The 24,207-nt window shown below is 69.7% G+C and carries 25 protein-coding genes and 1 tRNA gene; 12 read left to right on the top strand and 14 right to left on the bottom strand.

Going from position 1 to position 24,207, the window contains the following annotated elements; translation table 11 throughout:
• Positions 1 to 2 precede the first annotated feature (2 nt).
• The 3 genes from H3309_RS16755 to H3309_RS16745 are packed head-to-tail and all read right to left on the bottom strand — an operon-like array spanning position 3 to position 4,088.
• Positions 3 to 2,132, bottom strand: coding sequence for an RNA degradosome polyphosphate kinase (locus tag H3309_RS16755; RefSeq protein WP_182296256.1), 2,130 nt, complete (start codon positions 2,130 to 2,132; stop codon positions 3 to 5).
• A 52-nt stretch (positions 2,133 to 2,184) separates the two neighbouring features.
• On the bottom strand, positions 2,185 to 2,787 hold the full coding sequence (locus tag H3309_RS16750) for an HdaA/DnaA family protein (RefSeq protein WP_182296254.1): 603 nt from the start codon (positions 2,785 to 2,787) through the stop codon (positions 2,185 to 2,187).
• Entirely contained in the window at positions 2,784 to 4,088 is a 1,305-nt protein-coding gene (locus H3309_RS16745) for a hypothetical protein (protein ID WP_182296252.1), read from the bottom strand. The genes H3309_RS16750 and H3309_RS16745 overlap by 4 nt, the downstream gene beginning before the upstream one ends.
• 60 nt (positions 4,089 to 4,148) lie before the next feature.
• Between H3309_RS16745 and purM the strand changes: the two genes are divergently transcribed.
• The 3 genes from purM to H3309_RS16730 are packed head-to-tail and all read left to right on the top strand — an operon-like array spanning position 4,149 to position 6,285.
• Positions 4,149 to 5,246 carry a phosphoribosylformylglycinamidine cyclo-ligase gene (gene purM, locus H3309_RS16740; RefSeq protein WP_182298882.1) on the top strand — a complete coding sequence of 366 codons (1,098 nt, stop codon included), beginning with the start codon at positions 4,149 to 4,151 and terminating at the stop codon, positions 5,244 to 5,246.
• On the top strand, positions 5,236 to 5,841 hold the full coding sequence (gene purN, locus H3309_RS16735) for a phosphoribosylglycinamide formyltransferase (protein WP_182296250.1): 606 nt from the start codon (positions 5,236 to 5,238) through the stop codon (positions 5,839 to 5,841). The genes purM and purN overlap by 11 nt, the downstream gene beginning before the upstream one ends.
• Before the next feature lie 12 nt (positions 5,842 to 5,853).
• The gene (locus H3309_RS16730; RefSeq protein WP_243453783.1) at positions 5,854 to 6,285 is read left to right on the top strand and encodes a DUF4112 domain-containing protein; all 432 of its coding nucleotides are present in this window, start codon (positions 5,854 to 5,856) and stop codon (positions 6,283 to 6,285) included.
• Positions 6,286 to 6,306: 21 nt separating this feature from the next.
• Here the strand turns inward: H3309_RS16730 and H3309_RS16725 are convergent, their stop codons facing one another.
• The 7 genes from H3309_RS16725 to H3309_RS16695 form a co-directional block, all read right to left on the bottom strand.
• Positions 6,307 to 7,071, bottom strand: coding sequence for a MerR family transcriptional regulator (locus H3309_RS16725; RefSeq protein ID WP_182296248.1), 765 nt, complete (start codon positions 7,069 to 7,071; stop codon positions 6,307 to 6,309).
• 67 nt (positions 7,072 to 7,138) lie between these two features.
• On the bottom strand, positions 7,139 to 7,708 hold the full coding sequence (locus tag H3309_RS16720; protein ID WP_182296246.1) for a cytochrome b family protein: 570 nt from the start codon (positions 7,706 to 7,708) through the stop codon (positions 7,139 to 7,141).
• On the bottom strand, positions 7,701 to 8,285 hold the full coding sequence (gene ccmA / locus H3309_RS16715) for a heme ABC exporter ATP-binding protein CcmA (RefSeq protein WP_182296244.1): 585 nt from the start codon (positions 8,283 to 8,285) through the stop codon (positions 7,701 to 7,703). The genes H3309_RS16720 and ccmA overlap by 8 nt, the downstream gene beginning before the upstream one ends.
• A gap of 134 nt (positions 8,286 to 8,419) precedes the next feature.
• A tRNA-Pro gene (locus H3309_RS16710) sits at positions 8,420 to 8,496 on the bottom strand.
• A gap of 48 nt (positions 8,497 to 8,544) precedes the next feature.
• Positions 8,545 to 9,099 (bottom strand): DUF7010 family protein, encoded by a 555-nt coding sequence (locus H3309_RS16705; protein ID WP_182296242.1) that lies wholly within the window; start codon positions 9,097 to 9,099, stop codon positions 8,545 to 8,547.
• Position 9,100: 1 nt separating this feature from the next.
• Entirely contained in the window at positions 9,101 to 10,267 is a 1,167-nt protein-coding gene (locus H3309_RS16700; protein ID WP_182296240.1) for an acetyl-CoA C-acyltransferase, read from the bottom strand.
• Positions 10,264 to 11,733 (bottom strand): ABC transporter substrate-binding protein, encoded by a 1,470-nt coding sequence (locus H3309_RS16695; RefSeq protein WP_182296238.1) that lies wholly within the window; start codon positions 11,731 to 11,733, stop codon positions 10,264 to 10,266. Before H3309_RS16695 ends, H3309_RS16700 begins: the two co-directional genes overlap by 4 nt.
• 110 nt (positions 11,734 to 11,843) lie before the next feature.
• Here H3309_RS16695 and H3309_RS16690 point away from each other — a divergent pair, with 110 nt between their 5' ends.
• The 5 genes from H3309_RS16690 (at position 11,844) to H3309_RS16670 (ending at position 16,583) form a co-directional block, all read left to right on the top strand.
• Positions 11,844 to 12,830 (top strand): cysteine synthase A, encoded by a 987-nt coding sequence (locus H3309_RS16690; RefSeq protein WP_182296236.1) that lies wholly within the window; start codon positions 11,844 to 11,846, stop codon positions 12,828 to 12,830.
• 127 nt (positions 12,831 to 12,957) lie between these two features.
• The gene (locus H3309_RS16685) at positions 12,958 to 13,203 is read left to right on the top strand and encodes a hypothetical protein (RefSeq protein ID WP_182296235.1); all 246 of its coding nucleotides are present in this window, start codon (positions 12,958 to 12,960) and stop codon (positions 13,201 to 13,203) included.
• Positions 13,204 to 13,259: 56 nt separating this feature from the next.
• Complete coding sequence (purH, locus tag H3309_RS16680) at positions 13,260 to 14,837, top strand: bifunctional phosphoribosylaminoimidazolecarboxamide formyltransferase/IMP cyclohydrolase (RefSeq protein ID WP_182296233.1); 1,578 nt, start codon at positions 13,260 to 13,262, stop codon at positions 14,835 to 14,837.
• 2 nt (positions 14,838 to 14,839) lie between these two features.
• Complete coding sequence (locus tag H3309_RS16675) at positions 14,840 to 15,733, top strand: DMT family transporter (protein ID WP_182296231.1); 894 nt, start codon at positions 14,840 to 14,842, stop codon at positions 15,731 to 15,733.
• 70 nt (positions 15,734 to 15,803) lie between these two features.
• Entirely contained in the window at positions 15,804 to 16,583 is a 780-nt protein-coding gene (locus tag H3309_RS16670; RefSeq protein ID WP_182296229.1) for an SDR family NAD(P)-dependent oxidoreductase, read from the top strand.
• Between the two features lie 388 nt (positions 16,584 to 16,971).
• On the opposite strand, the gene H3309_RS16665 is transcribed toward H3309_RS16670, so the two are convergent.
• Positions 16,972 to 17,262 (bottom strand): 4a-hydroxytetrahydrobiopterin dehydratase, encoded by a 291-nt coding sequence (locus tag H3309_RS16665; protein ID WP_182296227.1) that lies wholly within the window; start codon positions 17,260 to 17,262, stop codon positions 16,972 to 16,974.
• 27 nt (positions 17,263 to 17,289) lie between these two features.
• Here H3309_RS16665 and H3309_RS16660 point away from each other — a divergent pair, with 27 nt between their 5' ends.
• The 4 genes from H3309_RS16660 (at position 17,290) to H3309_RS16645 (ending at position 21,646) form a co-directional block, all read left to right on the top strand.
• On the top strand, positions 17,290 to 17,682 hold the full coding sequence (locus H3309_RS16660; protein ID WP_182296225.1) for a metallopeptidase family protein: 393 nt from the start codon (positions 17,290 to 17,292) through the stop codon (positions 17,680 to 17,682).
• A gap of 60 nt (positions 17,683 to 17,742) precedes the next feature.
• A complete protein-coding gene (locus tag H3309_RS16655; protein WP_182296223.1) occupies positions 17,743 to 18,342 on the top strand; it encodes an NYN domain-containing protein in 600 nt (199 codons plus the stop codon).
• A gap of 194 nt (positions 18,343 to 18,536) precedes the next feature.
• Positions 18,537 to 19,751, top strand: a complete 1,215-nt coding sequence (locus tag H3309_RS16650; protein ID WP_182296221.1) for a TCR/Tet family MFS transporter — start codon at positions 18,537 to 18,539, stop codon at positions 19,749 to 19,751.
• 44 nt (positions 19,752 to 19,795) lie between these two features.
• Complete coding sequence (locus tag H3309_RS16645) at positions 19,796 to 21,646, top strand: flavin-containing monooxygenase (RefSeq protein WP_182296219.1); 1,851 nt, start codon at positions 19,796 to 19,798, stop codon at positions 21,644 to 21,646.
• Here H3309_RS16645 and H3309_RS16640 read toward each other — a convergent pair.
• From H3309_RS16640 to H3309_RS16630, 3 genes are all read right to left on the bottom strand, one after another.
• Complete coding sequence (locus H3309_RS16640; RefSeq protein ID WP_243453782.1) at positions 21,643 to 21,903, bottom strand: BrnA antitoxin family protein; 261 nt, start codon at positions 21,901 to 21,903, stop codon at positions 21,643 to 21,645. The genes H3309_RS16645 and H3309_RS16640 overlap by 4 nt on opposite strands.
• Positions 21,887 to 22,153, bottom strand: a complete 267-nt coding sequence (locus H3309_RS16635; protein ID WP_182296217.1) for a BrnT family toxin — start codon at positions 22,151 to 22,153, stop codon at positions 21,887 to 21,889. Before H3309_RS16635 ends, H3309_RS16640 begins: the two co-directional genes overlap by 17 nt.
• Positions 22,154 to 22,313: 160 nt before the next feature.
• The gene (locus H3309_RS16630) at positions 22,314 to 24,125 is read right to left on the bottom strand and encodes a DUF885 domain-containing protein (RefSeq protein WP_243453781.1); all 1,812 of its coding nucleotides are present in this window, start codon (positions 24,123 to 24,125) and stop codon (positions 22,314 to 22,316) included.
• Positions 24,126 to 24,207: the final 82 nt, after the last annotated feature.

Genomic DNA, 24,207 nt, shown 5'->3' with positions numbered 1-24,207 from the left:
GGCTACTCCTCTACCACCAGTTTCGGCACGCGCACCTTTTCCAGCGCGGCGCCGCGACCGGACAGGCTGGGGTTGGTCATGAAATAGCGGTGCAGGTTGAAGCGGTGGGTCTGGTCGGTGATGCGGACGTAGCGGCCGTTGCCGTCCAGCTCCCAGCTCTGCTCGGTGTCCTTCAGGTTGGCGACCATCACCTGGTCCAGGATCTGCGCGTGCACCGTGGGGTTCTCGATGGGGATCAGCAGCTCGACGCGGCGGTCGAAGTTGCGCGGCATCCAGTCGGCGCTGGTGATGTAGAGCCTGGCGTGGCGGCTGGGCAGTGCGTGGCCGTTGCCGAAGGCGACGATGCGGCTGTGCTCCAGGAAACGGCCGATGACGCTGCGCACCCAGATGTTGTCCGACAGGCCAGGCACCTGCGGACGCAGGCAACAGATGCCGCGGATGACCAGTTCCACCTCGACGCCGGCCGCGCTGGCCTCGTACAGCTTGTCGATGATCGCCGGGTCCACCAGGCTGTTCATCTTGGCCCAGATGTGGGCGGGCCTGCCGGCCTGGGCATGGGCGATCTCGGCGTCGATGCCCTCGAACAGGGTGCGGCGCAGGCTGACCGGGCTGATCGCCAGCTTTTCCAGCCGCTGCGGCTCGATATAGCCGGTGATATAGTTGAACACCTGCGCCGCGTCGCGCGCCAGCACCGGGTTCGCCGTGAAGAAGCTGAGGTCGGTGTAGATGCGCGCGGTGACGGGGTGATAGTTGCCGGTGCCGAGGTGGAGGTAGGTGACGAGCGCGCCGGATTCGCGGCGAACGACCATGCTGACCTTGGCGTGGGTCTTCCATTCGATGAAGCCATAGACGACCTGCACGCCGGCGCGTTCCAGTGCGGCGGCCCAGGTCAGGTTCTGCTCCTCGTCGAACCGGGCCTTCAGCTCGACGATGGCGGTGACGCTCTTGCCGGCCTCGGCGGCGTCGATCAGGGCGCGCACGATCGGGCTGTTCTTGCCGGTGCGGTACAGCGTCTGCTTGATGGCAACGACATCCGGGTCGGCGGCAGCCTGGCGCAGGAAGGCGAGGACGACGTCGAAACTCTCATAGGGGTGGTGGACGACGATGTCCTTGGCGCGAATGGCGGCGAAACAGTCGCCGCCATAGTCGCGGATGCGCTCCGGGAAGCGCGGCGTATAGGGGTCGAACTTCAGGTCGGGGCGGTCCTCGTCGACCAGTTCCCCCAGGTCGGCGATGCCCAATATGCCCTCGACCGCGGTGACGTCGCGCTCGTCCACGCGCAGCGCCTGCTGCACCATGCTGCGCAGCGCCAGCGGCGTGGCGCTTTCGATCTTCAGCCGGATCACCTGGCCGCGGCGGCGTTGCTTGATCGCGCTCTGATAATAGCGGACCAGGTCTTCGGCCTCTTCCTCGATCTCGATGTCGCTGTCGCGGATGATACGGAAGGCGCCGTCGCCCTGATGGGTGAAGCCGGGGAAGATCAGGCCGAAGAAGCGGCGCAATATCTGTTCCATGGCGATGAAGCGGGCGTGCGCGCCGGGCAGGCGGACGAAGCGCGGCAGCATGGCGGGCAGCATCAGCAGCGCGGACAGCCGGTCGCCGCCGCGGGTCATGTCGAACACCAGGCTGAAGCCCTTGTTCGGGATGAAGGGGAAAGGGTGGGCCGGGTCGATGGCCTGGGGGGTGAGGACGGGGAAGATATTGTCGAGGAACCAGCCCTCCAGCCAGCCGGCCTCCGCGGGTGTCAGTTCGTCGGCGGCGACCACGGTCACGTCGGCGGCCTTCAGCAGGGTTTTCAGCGCCACCCAGGCGCGCTGCTGGTCGCTCATCAGCGCGTCGGCGGCGAGCGCGATGGCGGCGAGCTGCTGGGCGGGCGTGGTGCCTTCGGGGCTGGGGGTTTCGATCCCCTCGTCCACCTGCCCGCGCAGGCCGGCGACGCGCACCATGTAGAATTCATCGAGATTGTTGCCGGAGATCGACAGGAAGCGCAGCCGTTCGAGCAGCGGGTGGGCGGGGTTCATCGCCTCCTCAAGGACGCGACTGTTGAAACCGAGCCAGGACAGTTCACGGTTGAAATAGCGTTGCACCGGCGCTTCGGGCGCGGGCGCCGCGGATCGGGATTTGCTGGCCATCGCACCGCCATAGCGGATGTCGCATGACAAATCGATGAACTCCCCGCGGTGCCTAAAGGCCCGCTTCCACCAGCACGGTGCGGGCGAGCGGGATGGTGAGCGGGCGCTGGCCGGCGAGGCTGGCGGCATCGAGCGCCGCGACGGCGCGGGCGACCGCCTCGAAACTGCGCTCGATGCGGGTGGTGACATAGTGGGTGAGCTCGGGCGGGACCTCGATGCCGCGGTCGCGGAACAGTTTTTCGAACAGGCCGGCGAGCAGCGCGTCATCCGGCGGGTGGATGCGCACCAGGGGCGTGGCGGCGAGGCGGGAGCGGAGGTCGGGCAGCGCGAGGTGCCAGTCGGCGGGCGCGCTGCGGGCGGTGAGCAGCAGCGGGCGCCGGTCGGCGACGGCGTCGTTCCAGGCATGAAACAGAGCTTCATCGCTGCCGCTGCGGTCGGCATCGTCCCACAGGCGGGCGTTGGCGCGGCGGGCGAAGATGGCGGCGAGGTGGCTCTTGCCGCTGCCGGCCGGGCCGACCAGCAGCGCCACCGGCAGCGGCCAGGTGGCCCAGGCGTCGAGGTAGCGCACGGCATCGGCGTTGGCCGGGCTGACTAGGAAGGTCGCCTGGGTGCGCGCGGCCTGCCAGCCGAGCGGGAGCGCCATCTGGCCGCTCATGCGCCGGTGCCCGGTGGCAGCAGCGGCTTGGGCGGGGCGGCGGGTTTGGCCGCCGGCGCCGGCGGTTTGCCCGGCGGTGGCGCGGTGGCGGCCGGGGCGGCGGGCGTGACCGCAGGCGGCGCGGGCGGCGTGGTTTCAGGCGCCGCCGGCGGCTCGACGCGCGGGTCGGTGGGACGGCGCGGGCGCAGCAGCACGCCCTGCAGATCCTCCGCCAGCGTCAGGCCGCGCTGGTCGAGGGCGTAGCGCAGCGCCTCGATGCCGGCGGGGGCGTCGAGCGCGATCGCGGATTCCCCGCCCGCGACGAACGCGAGCATGCGCACCGCGGTTACACCCGGTACCGCGCGCAGCTGCGCCGCCCAGCGCTGCCAGGCGGCTTCGTCGGGCGTGGCGACGCGCATCTCGACCGCGGAGAGGGTCGGCACGACAAGGCTGGGGGCGGCGCTTTCGACGATCTTGACCTCTTCGAGCAGGCCGGGATCGGCCTTCAGCGCGCCGCTGCGGATGGCGGCGGTGTAGAGCCGGTCGGCCTCCCGCACCGCGGTGGCGAGGAGGTTGTCGACGTCGCCGCCGCGATTCACCAGCCGCAGCCGGCCATAGTCCGCGCCTTCGGTGCCGCCGCGCGCGATCAGCAGCGCGCTGACCGGGCCGCCGGGAAAGCTGCGTTCCAGGATCAGTTCGGGGATCAGCACGTCCGCCACTTGGTAACGGTCCACCAGGTCGCGCCAGCCGGCGGCGTCGCGGCGCAGCGCCTGCCAGGCGGACAGCAGGATGACGTCGCCCGGTGTCGGGCTGATGCGGACATAGTCGACCGTCGATTCGCCGGCCCGCAGCCGCCCCCAGGCGGCGAGCCAGGGCGAGGTGGGCTCATAGGCCATGCGCACGCCGGCGTCCTGCAGCACCGGCAGCAGCAGGAAGGGCGGCGAGCGGATGACGCTGCCTGCGCTGCCGAGATAGCGGGCGGCGCGGACACGGTCGAACACCACCGCCAGGCTGGCGATGTAGCGTTTGGCGCTGACCTGTTCCTGCTCGACCTCGATGGCGCTGACGATGCCGTCCAGCGCGTCGTCCGTCAGGCGCGGCGCGGCGCCGGCCATCTCCCCGGTCAGCCGCGCCCACAGCTGCGGCCAGGCCTGGCGCTGGGCATCGCGCCAGCCGTTCAATCGCGCGTCCGCCGCGCCCTTGCCGGCGACATCGACCTTGATGCCGCTGATGATGAGGCCGCTGCCGGCGCTGCCGGGCTTGGGGGCCTGCGCGAGCGTCGGGGCGGCGAGGAGCAGGAACAGCCACAGGAGCAGGCGCATGCCGCATATTCTGGCGCATGGGCGGTGTTATTCCAAGCCGCTTCTGGTTAAAGGGCGATGATGAGCGCCGACCGCAAGCCCGCCACCTACGCCGATGCCGGCGTTTCCATCGCCGCCGGCAACGCCCTGGTGCGCGCCATCGCGCCGCTGGTGCGCGCCACGCGCCGGCCCGGCGCCGATGCCGAGATCGGCGGCTTCGGCGCCTTCTTCGACCCGAAGGCGGCGGGCTATCACGATCCGCTGCTGGTGGCGGCGACCGACGGCGTGGGCACCAAGCTGAAGCTGGCGATCGACAGCGGGCGGCATGACAGCGTCGGCCAGGACCTGGTGGCGATGTGCGTCAACGACCTGATCGTGCAGGGGGCGGAGCCGCTGTTCTTCCTTGACTATTTCGCCACCGGAAAGCTGGACGAAGGCGTGGCGGCGCGGGTGGTGGCCGGCATCGCGGAGGGCTGCCGCATCGCCGGCTGCGCGCTGGTGGGCGGCGAGACGGCGGAGATGCCGGGCATGTACGCGGCCGGCGACTATGACCTTGCCGGCTTCGCGGTGGGCGCGGTGGAGCGCGGCGGGCAGCTGACGGGGGCGGACGTGGTTCCCGGCGACGTGCTGCTGGGGCTGGCATCCTCCGGCGCGCACAGCAACGGCTATTCGCTGATCCGCAAGCTGGTGGCGGAGAGCGGCGCGGCGCTCGACCGGCCGGCGATGTTCGACGCGGACGCGCTGCTGATCGATCATCTGATGGTGCCGACGCGCATCTATGTCCGCTCGCTGCTGCCGGAAATCCGCGCGGGTCGTGTAAAGGCCTGCGCGCACATCACCGGTGGCGGGCTGCTGGAGAATATCCCGCGCGTGCTGCCGGACGGCGCGCGGGCGGTGGTGGACGCGGACGGCTGGCCGCTGCCGCGATTGTTCGCCTGGTTGCAGGCGCTGGGCCGGATCGAACCCGCCGAACTGGCGCGGACGTTCAACTGCGGCATCGGCATGGTGCTGGTGGTGGCCGCCGACCAGGCCGAGGCGGTGGCGGCGACGCTGACGGCCGCGGGCGAGACGGTGCACCGCATCGGCGCCATCGTGGCGGGTGCGAAGGGCTGCACGGTGCGCGGCAGCACCGAAACCTGGTCAGCTCGCGCCGATTGGACGGCCGAGCATGACGGATAGGGTGCGGCTGGCCGCGATCATCAGCGGCCGGGGCAGCAACATGGCGGCGCTGCTGGCGGCGTCGCGCGCGGCGGACTGCCCCTATGCGCTGGTGCTGGTGGTCAGCGACCTGGCGGAAGCGGCCGGGCTGGCGACGGCGCGCGACGCGGGCGTGCCGGCGCTGCTGGTGCCCCGGCGCAAGGACCGCGCGGCGTTCGAGGTGGAGCTGGACGCGGCGTTGCGCGCCGCCCATGTCGAGCTGGTGGCGCTGGCGGGGTTCATGCGCATCCTGACGCCCTGGTTCATCGCGCGCTGGCAGGGGCGGCTGCTGAACATCCACCCCTCGCTGCTGCCGGCCTACAAGGGGCTGGACACGCACGCCCGGGCGATTGCCGCGGGCGATCGCGAGGCCGGGTGCAGCGTGCACCATGTGACCGCCGAGCTGGACGGCGGTGCGGTGATCGCGCAGGCGCGGGTGCCGATCCTGCCCGGCGACACGCCGGAGACGCTGGCGGCCCGGGTGCTGGGCGCCGAACATGACCTCTATCCGGCGGCGGTGGCCGCGGTGGCGCGGGGACTTGAAAGAGAAGGCGGCGAGGCCATGTTGCAATCCTGAAAGGATCGCCCCGTGACTGCCAGCCGCTATGCCCGCTTCGAGGATTTCGCCGCCGCCGCCAACCTGCCGCGTGACCCGGCGGCAATCCGCGCGCGGCTGGAACTGCTGGAACGGGTGATGGAAGGCGCGATCCAGCTGCCCGGCACCAGCCGGCGGATCGGGCTGGACGCGGTCATCGGCCTGGTGCCGGTGGTGGGCGACCTGCTGTCCGGCCTGATCGGCAGCTATCTGGTGTGGGAAGCGGGCAATCTGGGCATCAGCCGCTGGACCCGCGCGCGGATGATGATGAACCTGGGCGTGGACACGGCCATCGGCATGATCCCGATCGCCGGCGACATTTTCGACCTGATGTTCCGCTCGACATCGAAGAACATGCGGCTGCTGCGTGCGCATCTGGACCGGCATCATCCGGGCACGATGGTCGTGGAGGGACGCGCGGCATAAGGCGCGCGCGCCGCGGTCGCGTCAGCCGCTGACCGGTTGCGCCGCGCTGGCGGCCTTGGCCCAGGCCCAGACGGCGGCGCTGAACGGCGGGCTGACCATGTCCTGCCATTCCGCCATGCGGTCGAACAGGCGGATGGGGTCGCGCTGGATCAGCGGCCCCAGCGTGTCGTTCATGGGTTGCTGCAACACGCGCCATTCCGCGAGAAAGGCGGCCGATTGCGCCGACCCCGCGTCGAGCGGCAGCGCGGCCTCGATCCGGTCGGTCAATTCCTTCCATTTCGCGTTGTAGGCGTCGAGGTCGAGACCGTCGGCCATCGCCTGTTTCGCGGCGCGCCATTCGGCCTGCTGTTCGGGGGTATAGTAACGGTCATAGACCGATTGCCAGGCAGCCTGTGTCATGCGTCTGTCTCCTTCGCGGATGAGGCGGCAGAGCGTGTCGAGCGACAGCGCGGTGCCGCGGTTCAGCTCGCCGAGCGCCGCGGTGAGGGCCGCCAGCGCCTGGTCGAGCTGATCCCGTTCCTGGCGCAGTTGATCGCGCTGCGCGCCGATCACCCCTGCCAGATTGTCCGGTGTCTGCCGCAGCAGCGCGGCGATGCGGTCCAGGCTGAAGCCGGCGCGCTTCAGCGCCAGGATCTGCAGCAGGCGGGCGGCGTCGGCCTGGGCATAGAGCCGCCGGCCATTGTTCAGCCGCAGCGGCGCCAGCAGCCCGCGCGCCTCGTAAAAGCGCAGCGCGCGTGGGGAAACGCCGGTACGGCGGGACAGATCGGTGAGGGTGAGCGCGGCCATGCCCCGAGTCGTAGCAGGTGACGCTGGGTCAACTGCAAGGGGGAAACGCAGGCTTGCAATGGGCCGCTCATGCCGGCTGTCGCCTGCGGGCGCGCCACCACAGGCCGAGCCGCAGCAGGGCGGCGCCGCCTGCCAGGCCGGTGCCGATGATGCCGACGATCATCGCCGGCGGTTCGGCGATCCGGCCGGCGTAGGTGACGAAGAAGACAAACCACAGCCACCACAGCCCGGTGCGGTGCAGCCATTTCCAGCGCCGCCCCAGCGCCCGCATCGCGGCGGCGTTCGAGGTGAGCGCCATCGCCGCCAGGATCACATAGCCGCCGCCGCCCACTGTGATCGTGATGACGGCGGGGGGCACGCCGGCGGCGATCTGCTGGTTGATGAGCGCGGCGAGGTGGACGAAGTGCGCGAGCGCAAAGGCAAGGCCCCAATCGCGGCGGTGCGCCGCCAGCGCGCGCGTCCACCCCAGCCGCGCGAGCGGGGTCGCCAGGAACAGCGGCATGAACATCGCGAACGAGGCGCGGGCGGTGTAGCGCGCGGCGAGCACGCGGTCGTCGCCGGGCAGCAGGGTGGCCGCGAGCAGCGCCGTGGCGATCAGCAGCAGCGACAGCAGCCAGGGCAGGCGGCGGTCAGCCATGGCCGACACCCAGCGGCAGCGTGGCGGCGTGCGCCAGGCCGAGATCGACATGGGTGGCGGCCACCACCGCGCCGCCGCGTTCGCGGTGCCCGGCGATGGCGGTCGCCAGCCGTTCGCAGGCGGCGGCATCAAGGCCGACGGTGGGCTCGTCGAGCAGCCAGAGCGTGGCGCCGGCGGCGAGCGTGCGGGCCAGCGCGGCGCGGCGCTTCTGGCCGGCGGACAGCAGGCGGACGGGCAGGTCGAGCAGGCCGTCGAGCGCCATCGCGCTTGCGGCGCTGTTGCGCGTGGCGGTGTCGGCGCCGTCCAGCGCGGCCCAGAAGGCGAGTTCGCCGGCGAGCGTGCGATCGGGCTTCAGCGCGCTGTCATGGCCCAGATAGGCAAGGCGGTCGGGGCGGTGGATGGTGCCGGCGGCGGGCTCCAGCAGGCCGGCGAGCAGGCGCAGCAGGCTGGACTTGCCCGCGCCGTTCGGCCCGGTGACGATCAGCGCGCCACCCCTGGGCACGGTGAAGGACAGGTTTTCGAACAGCAGCCGGCCGCTGCGCACGCAGGCGAGGGTGGTGACATCCAGCACGGACATGGAGCGGGTGTAGGGGGAAATGGCAAACCGCGCGACCCCATTGTGGCAGCGCCGCCTCGGCCGAAGGCCGCAAGCCCGACCGGGCGCCGGCGCGAGTGCGCCGCCTTCTCCGGGCGCAGCCCGGCCTTGAAACATGGTCGGAGCGACAGGATTCGAACCTGCGACCCTTAGACCCCCAGTCTAATGCGCTACCAGGCTGCGCCACGCTCCGACACCGCGCGCGATAGGGCAGGACGGGCGGATTGGCAAGTTCGCGCTGTCAGCGACGCCGATGCCGCAGCAGCAGGAGGAGGGCCATCAGGAGTTCGACGGCGCCCACCGCCACGGCGACATTGACCGGCATGGTCGTCCAGCGCAGCAGCACCGCCATGCCGAGGGCGGCAAGCAGCGCGCCGAGCAGCCAGTAGAGCGGCTCGTTGTACAGGGTGCGGAAGACGAAATAGCGCGCGCCGATGGCGACCGCGAGGGTGGCGAAGGCCATGGCGGGGTCGCTGCGCAGCAGGGCATAGGCGATCAACAGGCCGGCGAACAGCATCACCGTCGATTCGAATCCCAGCCGTTCGAGCGGGTTGCCCGGCGCGATCTTCGGCGCGCGGAACAGCAGGCGGGAAAGCGCGACCGATCCCGGCATGATCAGCATGCCGCCGACGAACAGGGTGAGGAAGCCCGCGGGCGCGCCCCTGGTGGCCCACACGGTGCCGGCGGCCAGCCAGACCAGCCCGGAGATCAGCACCCCCGGCGCGCCGCCGACATAGGCCCGCGACAGCTCGCGCTGGGCGGCATCGAGCGGCATCGACGGTTGCGGACGCGCCATGTCAGGGCACGCGGATCGCCATGGCGGTTGCCTCGCCGCCGCCGATGCACAGGCTGGCGACACCGGTGCCGCCGCCGCGCGCGCGGAGCGCGTGGAGCAGCGTGACGAGGATGCGCGCGCCGCTGGCACCGATGGGGTGGCCGAGCGCGCAGGCGCCGCCGTTGATGTTGACCTTGGCATGGTCCAGCCCGAGGTCGTGCATGGCGGCCATGGTGACGACGGCGAAGGCCTCGTTCACCTCCCACAGGTCGATGGCGGCCACGTCCAGGCCGGTCTTTGCCAGCAGTTTCCGCATCGCCGGCACCGGTGCCGTTGAAAACCACGCCGGTTCCTGCGCGTGGGTGGCATGGCCGAGGATGGTGGCGAGCGGCGTCAGGCCGTGTTCGCGGGCGGTGTCGGCGCGCATCAGCACCAGGGCGGCGGCGCCATCGCTGATGCTGCTGGCGTTGGCGGCGGTGACGGTGCCGTCGGCGGCGAAGGCGGGTTTCAGCGTCGGGATCTTGTCGGGCCGCGCCTTCCCCGGCTGCTCGTCGATGCTCACCTGCACCTTGCCGGCGGTCACCGGCACCACCTCGGCGGCGAAGGCGCCCTGCTGGATCGCGGAACTGGCGCGGGACAGGCTGGCGAGCGCGAAATCATCCTGCGCGGCGCGGGTGAACTGATAGTGGCGGGCGCAATCCTCGGCGAAGCTGCCCATCAGCCGACCGCTCTCATAGGCGTCCTCCAGGCCATCCATGAACATGTGGTCGATGACGCGGCCATGGCCCATGCGATAGCCCGCGCGGGCCTTCGGCAGCAGATAGGGGGCGTTCGACATGCTCTCCATGCCGCCGGCGGCGATAATGTCGGCGCTGCCGGCGCGCAGCAGGTCGTGCGCGTCCATCACCGCCTTCATGCCGCTGCCGCACATCTTGTTCAGCGTGACCGCGGCGGTGGCGTCCGACAGCCCGGCCTTGCGCGCCGCCTGCCGCGCGGGCGCCTGGCCCTGCCCGGCGGGAAGCACGCAGCCCATCACCACCTGCTCCACCGCGTCCGCCGCCAGGCCGGCGTCGTCCACCGCGGCCTTCAGCGCGGCGGCGCCCAGGTCGGACGCGGCAAGGCCGGCGAAATCGCCCTGAAACCCGCCCATCGGCGTGCGGCGCGCCGCGACGATGACGATCTCGCTCATTTGAACAGCCTTCCTTCCGGCAACAGGTCCAGTTTCGCCAAGGGATGCGCGCCGGCGGCATTGTCAACCCATCCCGCGACGCGCGGCGATACCAGCGCCCAGCGCAGTGGCGTGACCAGGCCGATCACCGCGCCATCCTCCGCCCACAGCCGTTCGGCCTGGGCATAATGGCCGGCGCGGGCGGACAGGCTGGCGGCGCGCCAGCTCTGCGCCAGCAGGCGGTCGGCCTCCTTCAGGCAGACGCCGGCGGGGTTGGCGCCGCAGCGCAGCGGCAACAGCAGGGCGAGCGGCGAATCGGTCGGCGCCTCCCGCACGGTCAGCGCCAGCGCATAGCCGCCGCGCGCCAGCGTGCTGGCGTGGAAGGCCGGGTCGCGGATGTCGGCGCTCAGCGTCACGCCGATCGCGGCAAGATCATTGCCGATGCGCGCCGCCATGGCGCGGCTGAGCGCGTCGTCGGGGATGGCGACGGTCAGCGCCAGCGGCCGTTCGGCGCCGAAGCCCGCTTCGCTCAGCAGGCGGCGGGCATCCTCCTGCCGGGCGACCAGCGGCGCACCGGCCCAGTCCGGCACAAAGGTCTCGGGAAAGCTGGCCAGCCCCTCGGGCGCGAGGCCATAGACCGGACGGGCGGCGGCGCTGCCGAACAGCGCGCTGCCCAGCGTCTGCCGGTCGATGGCGAGCGACAGCGCGCGCCGCACGCGCAGGTCCTTCAGCGGCCCACCGGTCATGTTGACCAGCAGCATGGCGGTGGCGCGCGCGGGCTCCAGCCGCAGCCCCGCGGCGGCGGGCGAGGTGCGCGCGTCGTTGATCCCCGGCCCCAGCCCGCCGAGCACCAGGTCGCTTTCGCCGCGCGCGAAGCCGGCGATGGCGGCGGTGGCGTCCAGCCGCCGCAGGGTCACGCGGTCGAGCGGCACGTCGGCGGTGGCGTGAAAGCGCGGGTTGCGGCCCAGCGTGATGACGCCGGCCTCGTCCCCGGCGGGCATGAAGGGGCCCAGCGCCGGCGGGTTGCGCGCTGGCGGCAGCACCGCCAGCTCGGGCGCGGCGAGCAGTGCCAGCAGCTCGGGCTGCGGCGTGGTCAGGCGCATCTCGATCACGTCGTCCAGCGGCGCGGAGATCGCGGTGACGCCGGCGAGCAGGCCGAAAAAGGGATGGGCGCGGCGGGTCCGCGCGGCCTGCACCGCGGCCACCGCCTGCGCCGCGGTGACCGGCATGCCGTTGGCGAAGCTGGCGCGGCGCAGGCGGAAGACGATGCTGAGGCCATCGTCCGACACGCGCCAGCTCTGCGCCAGGCCGGGCACCACCTGGCCCTCACCGTCGAGCGCGGTCAGCCCGAGCCGCGTGGACTGCGCCACCAGCGGCGTCGGATCGACGCTGCTGTCGACGCGGAGCGCACGGCCATCATTGCCATTGCCGCAGCCGGCAAGCGGCAGGGCGAGCGCCAACAGCAGGACGGGAATCGCGCGTGTCACCGCCCGCCCCCTGTTCGCCGTCGCATCCGACACTCCCGTGAAAGCCGCGCTTCGTTTCGCGCAAAGAAAGCGGGCTGGCAAGGCGCGTCGGTGCTCGCTAAGCCGAAACAATGACTGTTGCGACCGATATCGCCGCGCTGATCGGCAACACGCCGCTGGTGCGGCTGAAGGGCCCCTCCGAGCGCACCGGGGCGACGGTGCTGGGCAAGTGCGAGTTCATGAACCCCGGCGGCAGCGTGAAGGACCGCGCCGCGCTCTATATCATCCAGGCGGCGGAGGCGGCGGGCACGCTGCAACCCGGCGGCACCATCGTGGAGGGGACGGCGGGCAACACCGGCATCGGCCTGGCCGTGGTGGGCGCGTCGCGCGGCTATCGCACGATCATCGTGATGCCGGAAACGCAGAGCCAGGAGAAGAAGGACGCACTGCGCGCGCTGGGGGCGGAGCTGGTGCTGGTGCCGGCGACCAGCTACGCCAACCCCGGCCATTATGTGCACACCAGCCGGCGGCTGGCGGAGGAGACGCCGGGCGCGGTCTGGGCCAACCAGTTCGACAACATCGCCAACCGGCTGGCGCACATCAAGACCACCGCGCCGGAGATCTGGGACGCGACAGCCGGGCGCGTCGACGGGTTCACCTGCGCGGCGGGCACCGGTGGCACCATCGCCGGCGTGGGCCTGGGGCTGAAGGAACGGCGCGCCGACATCCGCATCGCGCTGACCGACCCCGATGGCGCGGCGCTGTACAGCTGGTTCGCCCATGGCGAGCTGAAGGCGGAGGGGAGCAGCGTCTCCGAAGGCATCGGCCAGTCGCGCATCACCGCCAATCTGGAGGGCGCGCCGATCGATGTCGCCTATAGGGTCAGCGATGCGGACGCGATGCCGGTGCTGCACGAGCTGATGGCGCGGGACGGCCTGCATCTGGGGCTGTCCTCGGCGATCAACGTGGCGGGCGCGGAGCGTCTGGCGCGCGAGCTGGGGGCGGGGTCCACCGTGGTGACGATCCTGTGCGATCCGGGCAGCCGTTACCTGTCCACGCTGTGGAACAGGGAATGGTTGCTTTCCAAGGGCTTGGCGCTGCCGCCCTGGTTCCGCTAACCCTGCTCTCGACAAGCGGCGGCGACGCTGTTACAGAAAAGTCACAGTCGGCCAAAATCCGGGGGGATGATGGAACAGGCTGCACCAACACCGGGACCTCTGACCCGGCGCTGAAGGACATGGGTAGATGCAGAGGATTCGTGCCGGGCTGACCGGACTGGGACTGGTTTTTCTGGTGGTGCTCGTCGCCTCCATCCTCATCTCGCCGTCGAAAACCGTGGTGCCCGCGAAGGCGCCCGGGGAGCCGCTCGCCGTGCTGGGCGTGGCGCCCAGCCAGCCGGACACCCCGGTGGAGGTGTCGCCGCCGCCGAAACAGCCGGTGCGCATGGAACAGCCGCAACCCACGCCCCCACCGGCACTGACGGAAATCTGAGAGACTCCCTGAGGAAAACCGCTGCCGCGCGCGGCCAAACCCCGTAAAGCGCCGCGATGGACATGATTCGGATTTCCCGCGCCCTGCTGTCGGTGTCAGACAAGGACGGCCTCGTCGATTTCGCCCGGACGCTTGCCGGCCATGGCGTCGAGCTGCTCTCCACCGGCGGCACCGCCCGGGCGCTGCGCGACGCTGGCCTGACCGTGACCGACGTCGCCGACCATACCGGCTTTCCAGAGATGATGGACGGCCGGGTGAAGACACTGCACCCGAAGGTGCACGGCGGGCTGCTGGCGCTGCGCGACGATGCCGGCCACCAGGCCAGCGCCGCCGAGCATGGCATCCCGCCCATCGATCTGGTGGTGGTGAACCTCTACCCGTTCCAGGCGACGGTCGCGCGCGGCGCGGACCGACCTGAGGTCATCGAGAATATCGACATCGGCGGGCCCTCGATGGTGCGCTCCGCCGCCAAGAACCATGCTTTCGTCGCCTGCGTCACCAATCCCGTGGATTATGCGGCGCTGGCGGAGGAGATGGCGGCCAGCGGCGCGCTGTCGCTGGCCACGCGCAGGCGGCTGGCGGCCAAGGCCTTCGCCGCGACCGCCGCCTATGACGCCGCCATCGCCAGCTGGTTCGCCTTCGCCGACCAGGGCGCGATGTTCCCGGACCTGCTGCCGCTGGCGCTGACCCGCGCGGGGGAGCCGCTGCGCTATGGCGAGAACCCGCACCAGGCCGCCGCCGTCTATCGCCCGCAGGCCGGGGGCGGCGGCGTGGCGTCGGCCAGCCTCGCCCAGGGCAAGCCGCTCAGCTACAACAACCTGAACGATGCCGACGGCGCCTTCGACCTGATCGCCGAGTTCCGCGACGCGGCGCCGACCATCGCCATCATCAAGCACGCCAATCCCTGTGGCGTTGCCACCGCGGCGACCTTGGCGGACGCCTATGCCGCGGCGAAGGCGTGCGACCCCGTCAGCGCGTTCGGCGGCATCATCGCCGCCAACCGCGCCATCGATGAAGCAACGGCGGCCGCCATCCTGGAACTGTTCACCGAAGTGGTGATCGCGCCCGACGCCAGCCCGGAGGCGCGCGCCCTGTTCGCAAGGAAACCCAATGTCCGCCTGCTGCTGAGCCCGCTGCCCGACCCGGCGCGCCCCGGCCTGACGCTGCGCAGCATCGGCGGCGGCGTGCTGGTGCAGAGCCGCGACAACCGGCTGCATGACGGCCTCACCGTCGTGACCGCGCGGCAACCGACGGACAGCGAGCGCGCCGACATGGATTTCGCCTGGAAGGTGGCGAAGCATGTCAAATCCAACGCCATCGTCTATGCCAGCGGCGGCGCCACCGCGGGCATCGGCGCCGGCCAGATGAGCCGGGTGGACAGCGCGCGCATCGCCGCCTGGAAGGCGCGCGACGCCGCGGAGGCCAATGGCTGGGCCACGCCGCGAACGATCGGCAGCGCGGTCGCCAGCGACGCCTTCTTCCCCTTTGCCGACGGGCTGGAGGCCGCCGCCGCCGCCGGCGCCACCGCCGTCATCCAGCCGGGCGGATCGATGCGCGATGCGGAGGTCATCGCCGCCGCCGACCGGCTGGGCCTGACCATGGCCTTCACCGGCATCCGCCACTTCCGGCACTGACGGTGCTGGCGTCGCTGCCGCCGCACATCCGCGGGCCGCTGTGGATGGTGGTCGCCTGTTTCGCCTTTGCCGGCCTGTGGGTGCTGATCCGGCTGATCAGCGAGGAACTGCACCCCTTCGCCGTGGTGGTCTGGCGCAATTTCATGGGGCTGTTGTGGCTGGCGCCGATGCTGCTGCTGACGCCCGGCCTGCTGCGGATGGAGCGTTTCCTCGGCCATGTCCGGCGGGCGTCCTCGGGCATCATCGCCACCTTCGCCACCTTCTACGCCGTCGCCAACGCGCCGTTGGCGACGGTGCTGTCCATCAACTACACCGCGCCGCTGTTCGCCACCATCGGCGCGGTGCTGTTCCTGGGGGAGCGCATCCACCGCACCCGCATCATCGCGCTGCTGGTGGGATTCGCCGGCATGCTGCTGGTGCTGCGGCCCGGGGCGGCGGCGCTCGACCTGCCGATCATCGCCGCCATCGTCAGCGCGCTGGCCACCGCCTTCTCGATGGTGGCGATCAAGGCCCTGACCGGGCAGGACGATCCGCGCGCGGTTGCCGCCTGGAGCTTCATCCTCACGACGCCGGTCAGCTTCCTGCTGGCCATCCCCGTCTGGACCTGGCCGCAACCGCACCTGTGGCCGCTGCTGGTGGCGCTGGGGGCGTGCGCCGCGGCGGGGCAACTGGCGCTGGCGCAGGCGTTCGCGGCCGCCGATGCGGGTGCGGTGATGCCCTATGATTTCGTGCGCTTCGGCCTGATCACGCTCGCCGGCATCCTGCTGTTCCGGGAGCGTTATGACGTGTTCACGCTGGCGGGCGGCGCCATCATCCTGTCCGCCACGATCTTCCTGGCGGTGCGGGAGCGGGAGGTGAAAAGCCGCAACGCCACCGCCAGCAGCCCCGATACCTGACGGCTTTCCCAGCTTAAGGCTTGCCACCGCCATCGCCATAACCCCCGCCACACTGACATGGAGACAGAGCATGGAACTGAAGGGCAAGGCCGCCGTCGTCACCGGGGGCGCATCGGGTCTGGGCGCCGCCACCGCGAGGCTGCTGGCGGCCGAGGGCGTGAAGGTCGCGCTGTTCGACCTGAATGCGGAGAAGGGCGAGGCCGTCGCCGCTGAAATCGGCGGCATCTTCTGCCAGGTGAATGTCTGCGACGATGCCAGCGTCGATGCCGGGTTCGAGAAAGCCCGCGCGGCGCATGGGCAGGAAGCGATCCTGATCAACTGCGCCGGCACCGGCAATGCGGTGAAGACCGCCAGCCGCAGCAAGGAAACGGGCGCGATCAAGCATTTCCCGCTGGATGCCTTCAACATGATCATCCAGATCAACCTGGTCGGCACCTTCCGCTGCATCGCGAAGAGCGCGGCGGGGATGATGACGCTGGAACCCGGCGAATTCGGGGAGCGCGGCGCCATCGTGAACACCGCGAGCGTGGCGGCGGAGGACGGCCAGATCGGCCAGGCGGCCTATTCGGCCTCGAAGGGCGGCGTGGTCGGCATGACGCTGCCGATCGCGCGCGACCTGTCGGGCGAGGGCATCCGGGTGAACACCATCCTGCCGGGCATCTTCAACACGCCGCTGCTGGCGGCGGCGCCGGACAATGTGAAGGCGGCGCTCAGCGCCAGCGTGCCCTTCCCGAAACGGCTGGGCATGCCGGAGGAATATGCCAGCCTGGCGGTCGAGATGTGCCGCAACAGCTATTTCAACGGCGAGGATGTACGGCTGGACGGGGCGATCAGGATGGCGCCCCGCTGAGCGGGGCGAGCGGCTTGGAGGACGATTGCATGGCAATCGTCCGAAAGTCCGCCGACTCCCGCGAAGCGCGGCCGGCGGGGCGGCGGGATCCCCCCGCCGAGCCCGTCCGACGGCGGGCTTTGCCCGCAACCCTTTCTTCTTCCCATCTCAAGCGGACTCGGCGGCTTTGCTGCCGGCCGCTTCGATCGTCATAAACAAGCGTTGACCGGACAGAGCCAGCCGGCGGCAAAGCCGCCGAGTCTGGCAGCAAAAAACGAAGAGGAAAAAGTCGGCAAAGCCGACTCGTCGGACACGTCGCCGGGCAACACCCGGCGCGTGCCGTCCGGGTGTTGCGCGAGTCTGGCCGCTTCGCACGATTGCTGCGCAATCCTGCTCCATCGGCCAGCCGCTACACACCCAACTGATCAATCTCCTTCGCCAGCGCCACATCGCGCTCGCTCAACCCGCCGGCGTCGTGCGTGGTCAGCAGCACGTCCACCCGGTTATAGACGTTCGACCATTCGGGGTGATGGTCGGCCTTTTCCGCCAGCAGCGCCACCTTGCTCATGAAGCCGAACGCCGCCACGAAGCTGGCGAACTTGAACTGGCGGGTGATGGCGTCGCGGCCCTTGTCATAGGTCCAGTCCGGCAGCTCCTGGAGCGCCGCGCTGCGCGCCTTTTTCTTCAGCCGCTCGACCATCGCCGATCCCCTCGCTAAGTCATCGTCATGCAGACCCTAGCACCGAGTCTCGACGATATCGAGCGGCTGGCGCAGGCCGCCGTCGAGCGGCTGCCGGCGCTGTTCCGCGACCATCTGGGCACGGTGCTGCTGCGCGTGCAGGATTTCCCGGACGAGGAGACGCTGGAGGCGATGGGCTGCGAAAGCCCGTTCGACCTGCTCGGTCTCTATCAGGGCCGGCCGGTGGGGGACAAATCGGTCGAGCTGTCGGGCGCGCTGCCGGACATCATCTTCCTCTACCGTCGGCCGCTGCTGGATGAATGGGCGGACAGTGGCGAGGCGCTGGAGACGCTGGTGACGCATGTGCTGGTGCATGAGGTCGGCCATCATTTCGGCCTGTCCGACGCGGACATGGAGGCAATCGAGGCGGCCGCCGGTTGACCGCCCATCCCCGGCCGCGCATGATGCTCATGTTCTGACGCATTCTTATTGAGGTTCCGCATGTCCACACGCGTGATCATCCTGATCGATGGCGGCCATCTGCGCGCCCAGGCCCGGCGGGAGGGGCTGGATTACAATGTCGACCTGATCGAGGATGTGGCGCATGCCCTGGTGCGCGCCAACGAGACGCTGGTGCGCGTGGTCTATTATGACTGCCGGCCCTATTCCGGCGATGTCGCGCTGCCGGTCAGCGGCGATCCCTGGAGCTTCAAGGCCGGCGGCGGCTGGCTGGAGGAGCTGGCGCGGCGCAATTACTTCGCGGTGCGCGTCGGCCAGTTGCGCTTCCGCGGCTGGAAACCGGTACGCCTGCCGCTGTCCGGCACGATCAGCGACCAGGATTTCCGCCCCGATTTCGAGCAGAAGGGCGACGGCATCATGCTGGCGCTCGACCTCGCCGCGCTGGTCGCCTCCAAAGCCGCCGAACGCGTGATCCTGGTATCGAGCGACGGCGAACTGGCGCCGGCGCTGGCCGTGGCGCGGCAATCGGGGTTGCAGACCGTGGGCGTCGATTTCCCCAATGGTCCGGTGCATGGGGAATTGGAGGGGGCGTTTGATCTGATCAGGGAGTTTGAGTGGCCAGGCCAAGGCAGCGAGAAATAGCGCAGCTATTTCAAGACATGCCGCAGCGCCCGGCCGGCACGCGGTCGGCGACGCCGACCGACGTGTCCGACGAGTCGGCTTTGCCGACCCTCTTTTCCTTTCTCCCTTCCCCCTTCTAACCCAGCCGGACTCGGCGGCTTCGCCGCCGGCCGGCCCTAGACACATGCCCCCACTTCCCGCACCAACGCCCTTCCATGCCCCGCAACCTGCCCCTCACCTTCATCGTCCTCACCGTCCTTCTCGATTCCATCGGCTTCGGCATCGTCATCCCGGTGTTTCCCAGCCTCATCACCGACCTCACCGGCAAGGGCCTGGCGGAGGCCGCCACCATCGGCGGCTGGCTGGGCATGGCCTATGCCGTCATTCAGTTCCTGTTCGCCCCGGTGATGGGCAATCTGTCGGACCGATTCGGGCGGAAACCCGTGCTGCTTGCCTGCCTTGCCGCCTTCACCGTCGATTACCTGATCGCCGCCTTCGCCCCCAGCATCGGCTGGCTGCTGCTGGCACGGCTGATCGCCGGCATCACCGGCGCCAGCTTCTCGGTCGCCTATGCCTATATCGCCGACATCACGCCGCCTGCAAAGCGCGCGGAAACCTTCGGGCTGCTCAGCGTGGCGTTCGGCATCGGCTTCATCGTCGGGCCGGCGCTGGGCGGGCTGGTGGCGGCATGGGGCGTGCACGCGCCCTTCCTGCTGGCGGCGGGACTGGCGGCGCTGAACTTCCTGCTGGGCGCGCTGGTGCTGCCGGAGAGCCTCTCGGCCGAAAAGCGCCGGCCGTTCGACTGGCGGCGCGCCAACCCGCTCGGCGCGCTGAAACAGGTGCGGGCGCTGGGTGGTGCCATCGGCTGGATCGCGGTGGGGCTGTTCGCCTGGTTCATCGCGCACCAGAGCCTGCAGGGGCTGTGGAATTTCTACGCCAGCTATCGCTATGGCTGGGGCGCGAAGGAAGTCGGCTGGAGCCTGACCGCGGTCGGTGTCGGCAGCGTGCTGGTGCAATGGTTCCTGATCAAGCGCGCCATCGCCCGGCTGGGCGAGCGCCGGACGGCGCTGCTGGGCATCGTCTGCGGGGTGATCGCCTTTACCCTTTATGGCGCGGCCTTTGTGCCGTGGATCGGGCTGGTCGGCATTGTCTTCGGTTCAATCGCCGGCATGGCCTACCCTTCCATTCAGGCGATGATGAGCATGATGACGCCCGAAGACGCGCAGGGCGAGTTGCAAGGGGCGATGTCGGCGCTGAGCAGCCTGGCGGTCATCATCGGGCCGCCGCTGATGACGCAGCTGTTCGCCCTGTTCAGCGGTGCCGGCGCGATCGCTGAGGCGCCGGGCGTGCCCTATTTCCTGGCGGCGGCGCTGGCGGCCTTCACCTTTCTGATGGTGCGCCGCGCCCCGCCCGTCAAAAAGCCGGGGTGACGCGGCCGCGGGCAAGGCTTCATAGGTGCAACAGGAGATCAGCCATGAATCGTGCCGCGTTCGAACTGGCCTTGGTCAGCACCCATCTGCCGACACTGGCGGTGGTGACGGTGCAGGCGTCGGGCGACCCGTCGCTGCTGGATGCCGAAACGCCGGTCTATGACTTCTTCGGCGACGGCATGGGCGGTTTCAGTGATGAATTCGCGTCTCATATCCGAAACGAGGCCGACCGGGTGCTGTGGCCGATCATCACCGGCGCCGCGCAGCCGGCGCCGCTGCCGGATGATGCCATGCTGAAACGCATGGTGATCTGGCTGGCGGGCGGCGAGGTGCCCGACCATTATCTGCCCTTCCTGCTGGAGGAGCTGGCGCTTGACGGCCGCGACCGGCGCGCGCCGGCGGCCATCGAGGCGCGGAAACTCAGCGCCATCGTCTGCGGCGCCGGCATGTCCGGGCTGCTCGCCGCGCACCGGCTGCGGCAGGCCGGCGTGGAGGTGACGATCGTGGAGGCCAACGGCGATGTTGGCGGCACCTGGTATCTGAACCGCTATCCGGGCGTGCGCGTCGACACGCCGAACCACCTCTACAGCTACTCGTTCGAGCCGAACCATGACTGGCCGGAATTCTACAGCCAGGGCGATGTGCTGCTCGGCTATTTCCAGCGCTTCGCCAGGGCCCATGGGTTGTATGAGGTGACGCGCTTCGACACCAGGGTGGAGCATGCCCGCTGGGACGGCGCGCGCTGGCAGGTGGAGACCAGCGGCGGCACATTGTCCGCGGACATCTTCGTCAGCGCGGTCGGCCAGCTCAACCAGCCGCGCTACCCCGACATTCCCGGCCGTCAGGATTTCGCCGGGCCGGCGTTTCACTCCGCGCGCTGGGACGATGGCGTCGACCTCACGGGCAAGCGGGTCGCGGTGATCGGCACCGGCGCCAGCGCCTTCCAGTTCGTGCCGGCCATCGTCGACCGGGTCGTGCACATGGACGTGTTCCAGCGCAGCGCGCCCTGGCTGGGGCCGACCGACAATTATCATGATCCGGTGCCCGAAGGCTTCCAGTGGGCGGTCGAACATATCCCCGCCTATGACAAATGGTATCGCTTCTGGCTGTTCTGGATGCTGACCGACGGCGTGCTGCCCAATGTCCGCGTCGACGACGGCTGGAACGGCCCGGAACACACCATCGGCGCCGCCAATGCCGAGCTGCGCGCCGCGCTCATTGAGAAGATCGAGGCGCAGCTGGCCGACCGCCGCGACCTCCTCGACCGCGTGATCCCCAACTATGTGCTGGGCGGGAAACGCTCGCTGCGCGACAATGGCGTCTGGCTGCGGGCGATCGCGCGCGAGCATGTCGACCTGGTGACGACGCCGATCGAGCGCATCGTGGCGGACGGCGTGGTGACCGCGGACGGCGTGCACCGTCCGGCCGACGTGCTGATCTATGGCACCGGCTTCCACGCCAGCAATTTCCTGGGCAGTTTCCGCGTCACCGGTTCCGGCGGCGTGGACCTGCACGACCGCTGGGCCGGCGACCCGCGCGCCTACCTGGGCCTGATGGTGCCGGACTTCCCCAATTTCTTCATGGTCTATGGCCCGAACACCAATATCGTCGTCAACGGCTCGATCATTTTCCTGTCCGAATGCGGCGTGAACTACATTGTCGAGGCGGCGCGGCTGATCGCCGAGCGCGGGCCGGTTTCGGTGAAGCCGCACGTCCACGACGCCTTCAATGCGCGCGTCGATGCCGAAAACGCCCGCATGGCCTGGGGCCAGCCGGGCGTCAGCAGCTGGTACAAGGGCGCCAACGGGCGCGTGACGCAGAACTGGCCGTTCGCGCTGGTGGATTATTGGGCGGCCACCCGCGCGCCGAACCCGGATGACCTGATCGCGGCTTAAAGCCCCGCCTTCTGCCGCAGGGCCTCGTTCATCCGCGTCTGCCAGCCGGCACCCTGCGCGCGGAACCAGGCGACGACCTCGCGGTCCAGCCGCAGGCTGACCTGCTGCTTGGGCGCATCCCCCACCGGCGGCCGGCCGGGGCGGGTCAGCGTGCCGTTCGCGGGCCGGATCAGCCGGCCGTTTTCGCGGATTTCCGCGCGGGCGAAGAAATCCGCCGTCAGCATCGGGGCATCATCCGGGTCAATCCAGTCCGACACGGGCCATCTCCTGCGCATGGGCATGCCGCATCGAAATGATGCGAATGCCTTCGTTCCGCTGCGTCCACACCAGCACCACCGCACGCCCGTTCAGATAACCATGGGTGATCGAGCGGACTTCGCCATAATCTGCCCGGTCATCGACCAGCGTTCGCACCCGACCGCCGAACAGCAGTGGCGCATCGTTGAAATCCAGCCCGCGCTCCGCCAGCGTCCGCAGGCGTTTGGCGGAGTCGTAGCTGATTTTCACCGCAGCATTATGTGGATGCGGAATTGGCGGAGGTCAAGGGCTCGCGCCGTCGGACGGGTTCTTCGCGGCCAGCCGTCCGGTCGGCAAAGCCGCCGGATCGGCTTGCCACGAAGCCCCGCCGTCCGGGCACGGCGGCGTGTCCTGAAACAGCATGGCTGTTTCAGGCCGCCTTGGCCGCAATCCACCCATCAATCTTCGCCTCCAGCACCTTCAGCGGCAGCGCGCCGGTCATCAGCACCTGGGCGTGGAATTCGCGCACGTCGAACTTCGGGCCCAGTGCTTTCTCGGCCCGGGTCCGCAGCTCGCGGATTTTGATCTGGCCCACCTTGTAGGCCAGCGCCTGCGCCGGCATTGCGATGTAGCGGTCGATCTCGTTCACGGCATCCGTGCGGCCCTGCGCGCTGTTGTTCAGCATATAGTTGATGGCCTGCTGCCGGCTCCAGCCCTTGGCATGCAGCCCGGTGTCCACCACCAGGCGGATGGCGCGCAGCATCTCGTCGTCCAGATGGCCGTAAAGCTGGTAGGGATCCTTGAACAGGCCCAGCTCCGGCCCCAGCGATTCGGCATAGAGCGCCCAGCCCTCGACAAAGGCGGTGTTGCCGCCGAAGCGCTGGAAGGGTGGCAGCTTCTCATTCTCCATCGCCAGCGAAATCTGGAAATGGTGGCCGGGCACCGCTTCGTGCAGGTACAGCGTCTCCATCCCCGGCGTGCTGCGCGATTTCAGGTCATAGGTGTTGAAATAGAAGGTGCCGGGGCGTTTTCCGTCGGGCGTTCCCTGCTGGTAATAGGCGGCGGCCTGGTCCTTCTCCAGGAAGGCCGGCACCGGCTTGATCTCCAGCGGCGATTTCGGGACGGCGGAGAACAGCAGCGGGATGGTCACGTCCACCCGCTTGCCGATGGCGCGATAGCCGTCGCCCAGCGCCTGCACGCTCGCCGGCTGGAACTGCTTGTCGGTGCGGATATGGTTGAAGAACTGCCGAAGCGTGCCCTTGAAGCCGACCTGTTTCTTCACGCTCTCCATCGCCGCGGTGATGCGCGCCACTTCGGAAAGGCCCAGCGCGTGGATCTCGTCGGGCGTCATGTCGGTGGTGGTCTGGGTCTGCACCATATAGGCATAGAGCGCCGCGCCGCCGGGCATCGCCGACAGGCCAGGCGCTTCGCGGCTGGCGGGCAGATAGCGGTCGCGGAAGAAATCGCGCATCCGCGTGTAGGCCGGCAGGATCTTGTCCTTCACGGTCGCCGCATAGGCGCCCCGCAACCGCGCCTGGTCGGCCGGTGGCACGGCCTCGGGGAATTTGGCGACCGGCATCATGAAAGGGGACTTCTCGACGCCCTGCTCGACGAAGCGGTTCAACTGGTCGAGCACGCGGGTGGAAACCACTTTCGGCTGCACCACGCCGGCCTTCAGCCCTTCCTGCATGCGGCCGATGGCGCGGTCCATCGCGATCACCCAGCCGTCGATCCGCTTCAGATTGTCCTCATAATCCTTGACGGTCTTGAACGGTGCCGCGCTCTGCCCGCTGGAAAGGTCGGCGAAGAAGGCGTGGAAGCCGTTGAAATGGTCGATCGGGCGCACGATGCTGGCCGACAGCAGCGCCGGCTCAAACCCCTTCAGGTCCATCTCCCGCTGCCATTTGAAGGTGTCGTAGCTGACCTTCTCATCCGCGCCCAGGGCATCGCGCGGGATGGCGTTCAAGGCTGCCAGCTCATCCTCCGCCGCCTTCTTCTCGGCGGCGAGATAGGCGTCGGTGATATAATCGCCGAACTGGTCGGCATAGCGCAGGTCGCCGCGGAACAGCGCGCCGATCGGGTTGCGGCGAAGATTGTCCTCGTCGCTGTCCTTGAACAGCTTCGCCAGCCGTTCGGACGCGGACATGACCGGGGCCGGCGGGGCGACCGGGGCGGCGGGGGCCGCCGCTGCCTGCGGGGTGGGCAGCACCGCGGCGGTCGCCGCCATTTCACGCGCGTTCATGCACCCGGTCAGCAACAACGCCAGACCGGACGTTCCAAGCATCACTGTCTTTTTCATCACTCACTCCACAGGTTACGAGAAT

This window comes from Sandaracinobacteroides saxicola (assembly GCF_014117445.1).
Lineage (GTDB): Bacteria > Pseudomonadota > Alphaproteobacteria > Sphingomonadales > Sphingomonadaceae > Sandaracinobacteroides_A > Sandaracinobacteroides_A saxicola.
This window is presented reverse-complemented; position numbering and strand designations above follow the sequence as displayed.

Bases quoted from the DNA above. Each gene is read 5' to 3' on its own strand.
- H3309_RS16755 (WP_182296256.1), bottom strand. From the start codon at position 2,132: ATGGCCAGCAAATCCCGATCCGCGGCGCCCGCGCCCGAAGCGCCGGTG.
- H3309_RS16750 (WP_182296254.1), bottom strand. From the start codon at position 2,787: ATGAGCGGCCAGATGGCGCTCCCGCTCGGCTGGCAGGCCGCGCGCACC.
- H3309_RS16745 (WP_182296252.1), bottom strand. From the start codon at position 4,088: ATGCGCCTGCTCCTGTGGCTGTTCCTGCTCCTCGCCGCCCCGACGCTC.
- purM (WP_182298882.1), top strand. From the start codon at position 4,149: ATGAGCGCCGACCGCAAGCCCGCCACCTACGCCGATGCCGGCGTTTCC.
- purN (WP_182296250.1), top strand. From the start codon at position 5,236: ATGACGGATAGGGTGCGGCTGGCCGCGATCATCAGCGGCCGGGGCAGC.
- H3309_RS16725 (WP_182296248.1), bottom strand. From the start codon at position 7,071: ATGGCCGCGCTCACCCTCACCGATCTGTCCCGCCGTACCGGCGTTTCC.
- H3309_RS16720 (WP_182296246.1), bottom strand. From the start codon at position 7,708: ATGGCTGACCGCCGCCTGCCCTGGCTGCTGTCGCTGCTGCTGATCGCC.
- ccmA (WP_182296244.1), bottom strand. From the start codon at position 8,285: ATGTCCGTGCTGGATGTCACCACCCTCGCCTGCGTGCGCAGCGGCCGG.
- H3309_RS16705 (WP_182296242.1), bottom strand. From the start codon at position 9,099: ATGGCGCGTCCGCAACCGTCGATGCCGCTCGATGCCGCCCAGCGCGAG.
- H3309_RS16700 (WP_182296240.1), bottom strand. From the start codon at position 10,267: ATGAGCGAGATCGTCATCGTCGCGGCGCGCCGCACGCCGATGGGCGGG.
- H3309_RS16690 (WP_182296236.1), top strand. From the start codon at position 11,844: ATGACTGTTGCGACCGATATCGCCGCGCTGATCGGCAACACGCCGCTG.
- H3309_RS16685 (WP_182296235.1), top strand. From the start codon at position 12,958: ATGCAGAGGATTCGTGCCGGGCTGACCGGACTGGGACTGGTTTTTCTG.
- purH (WP_182296233.1), top strand. From the start codon at position 13,260: ATGGACATGATTCGGATTTCCCGCGCCCTGCTGTCGGTGTCAGACAAG.
- H3309_RS16670 (WP_182296229.1), top strand. From the start codon at position 15,804: ATGGAACTGAAGGGCAAGGCCGCCGTCGTCACCGGGGGCGCATCGGGT.
- H3309_RS16665 (WP_182296227.1), bottom strand. From the start codon at position 17,262: ATGGTCGAGCGGCTGAAGAAAAAGGCGCGCAGCGCGGCGCTCCAGGAG.
- H3309_RS16660 (WP_182296225.1), top strand. From the start codon at position 17,290: ATGCAGACCCTAGCACCGAGTCTCGACGATATCGAGCGGCTGGCGCAG.
- H3309_RS16655 (WP_182296223.1), top strand. From the start codon at position 17,743: ATGTCCACACGCGTGATCATCCTGATCGATGGCGGCCATCTGCGCGCC.
- H3309_RS16650 (WP_182296221.1), top strand. From the start codon at position 18,537: ATGCCCCGCAACCTGCCCCTCACCTTCATCGTCCTCACCGTCCTTCTC.
- H3309_RS16645 (WP_182296219.1), top strand. From the start codon at position 19,796: ATGAATCGTGCCGCGTTCGAACTGGCCTTGGTCAGCACCCATCTGCCG.
- H3309_RS16630 (WP_243453781.1), bottom strand. From the start codon at position 24,125: ATGAACGCGCGTGAAATGGCGGCGACCGCCGCGGTGCTGCCCACCCCG.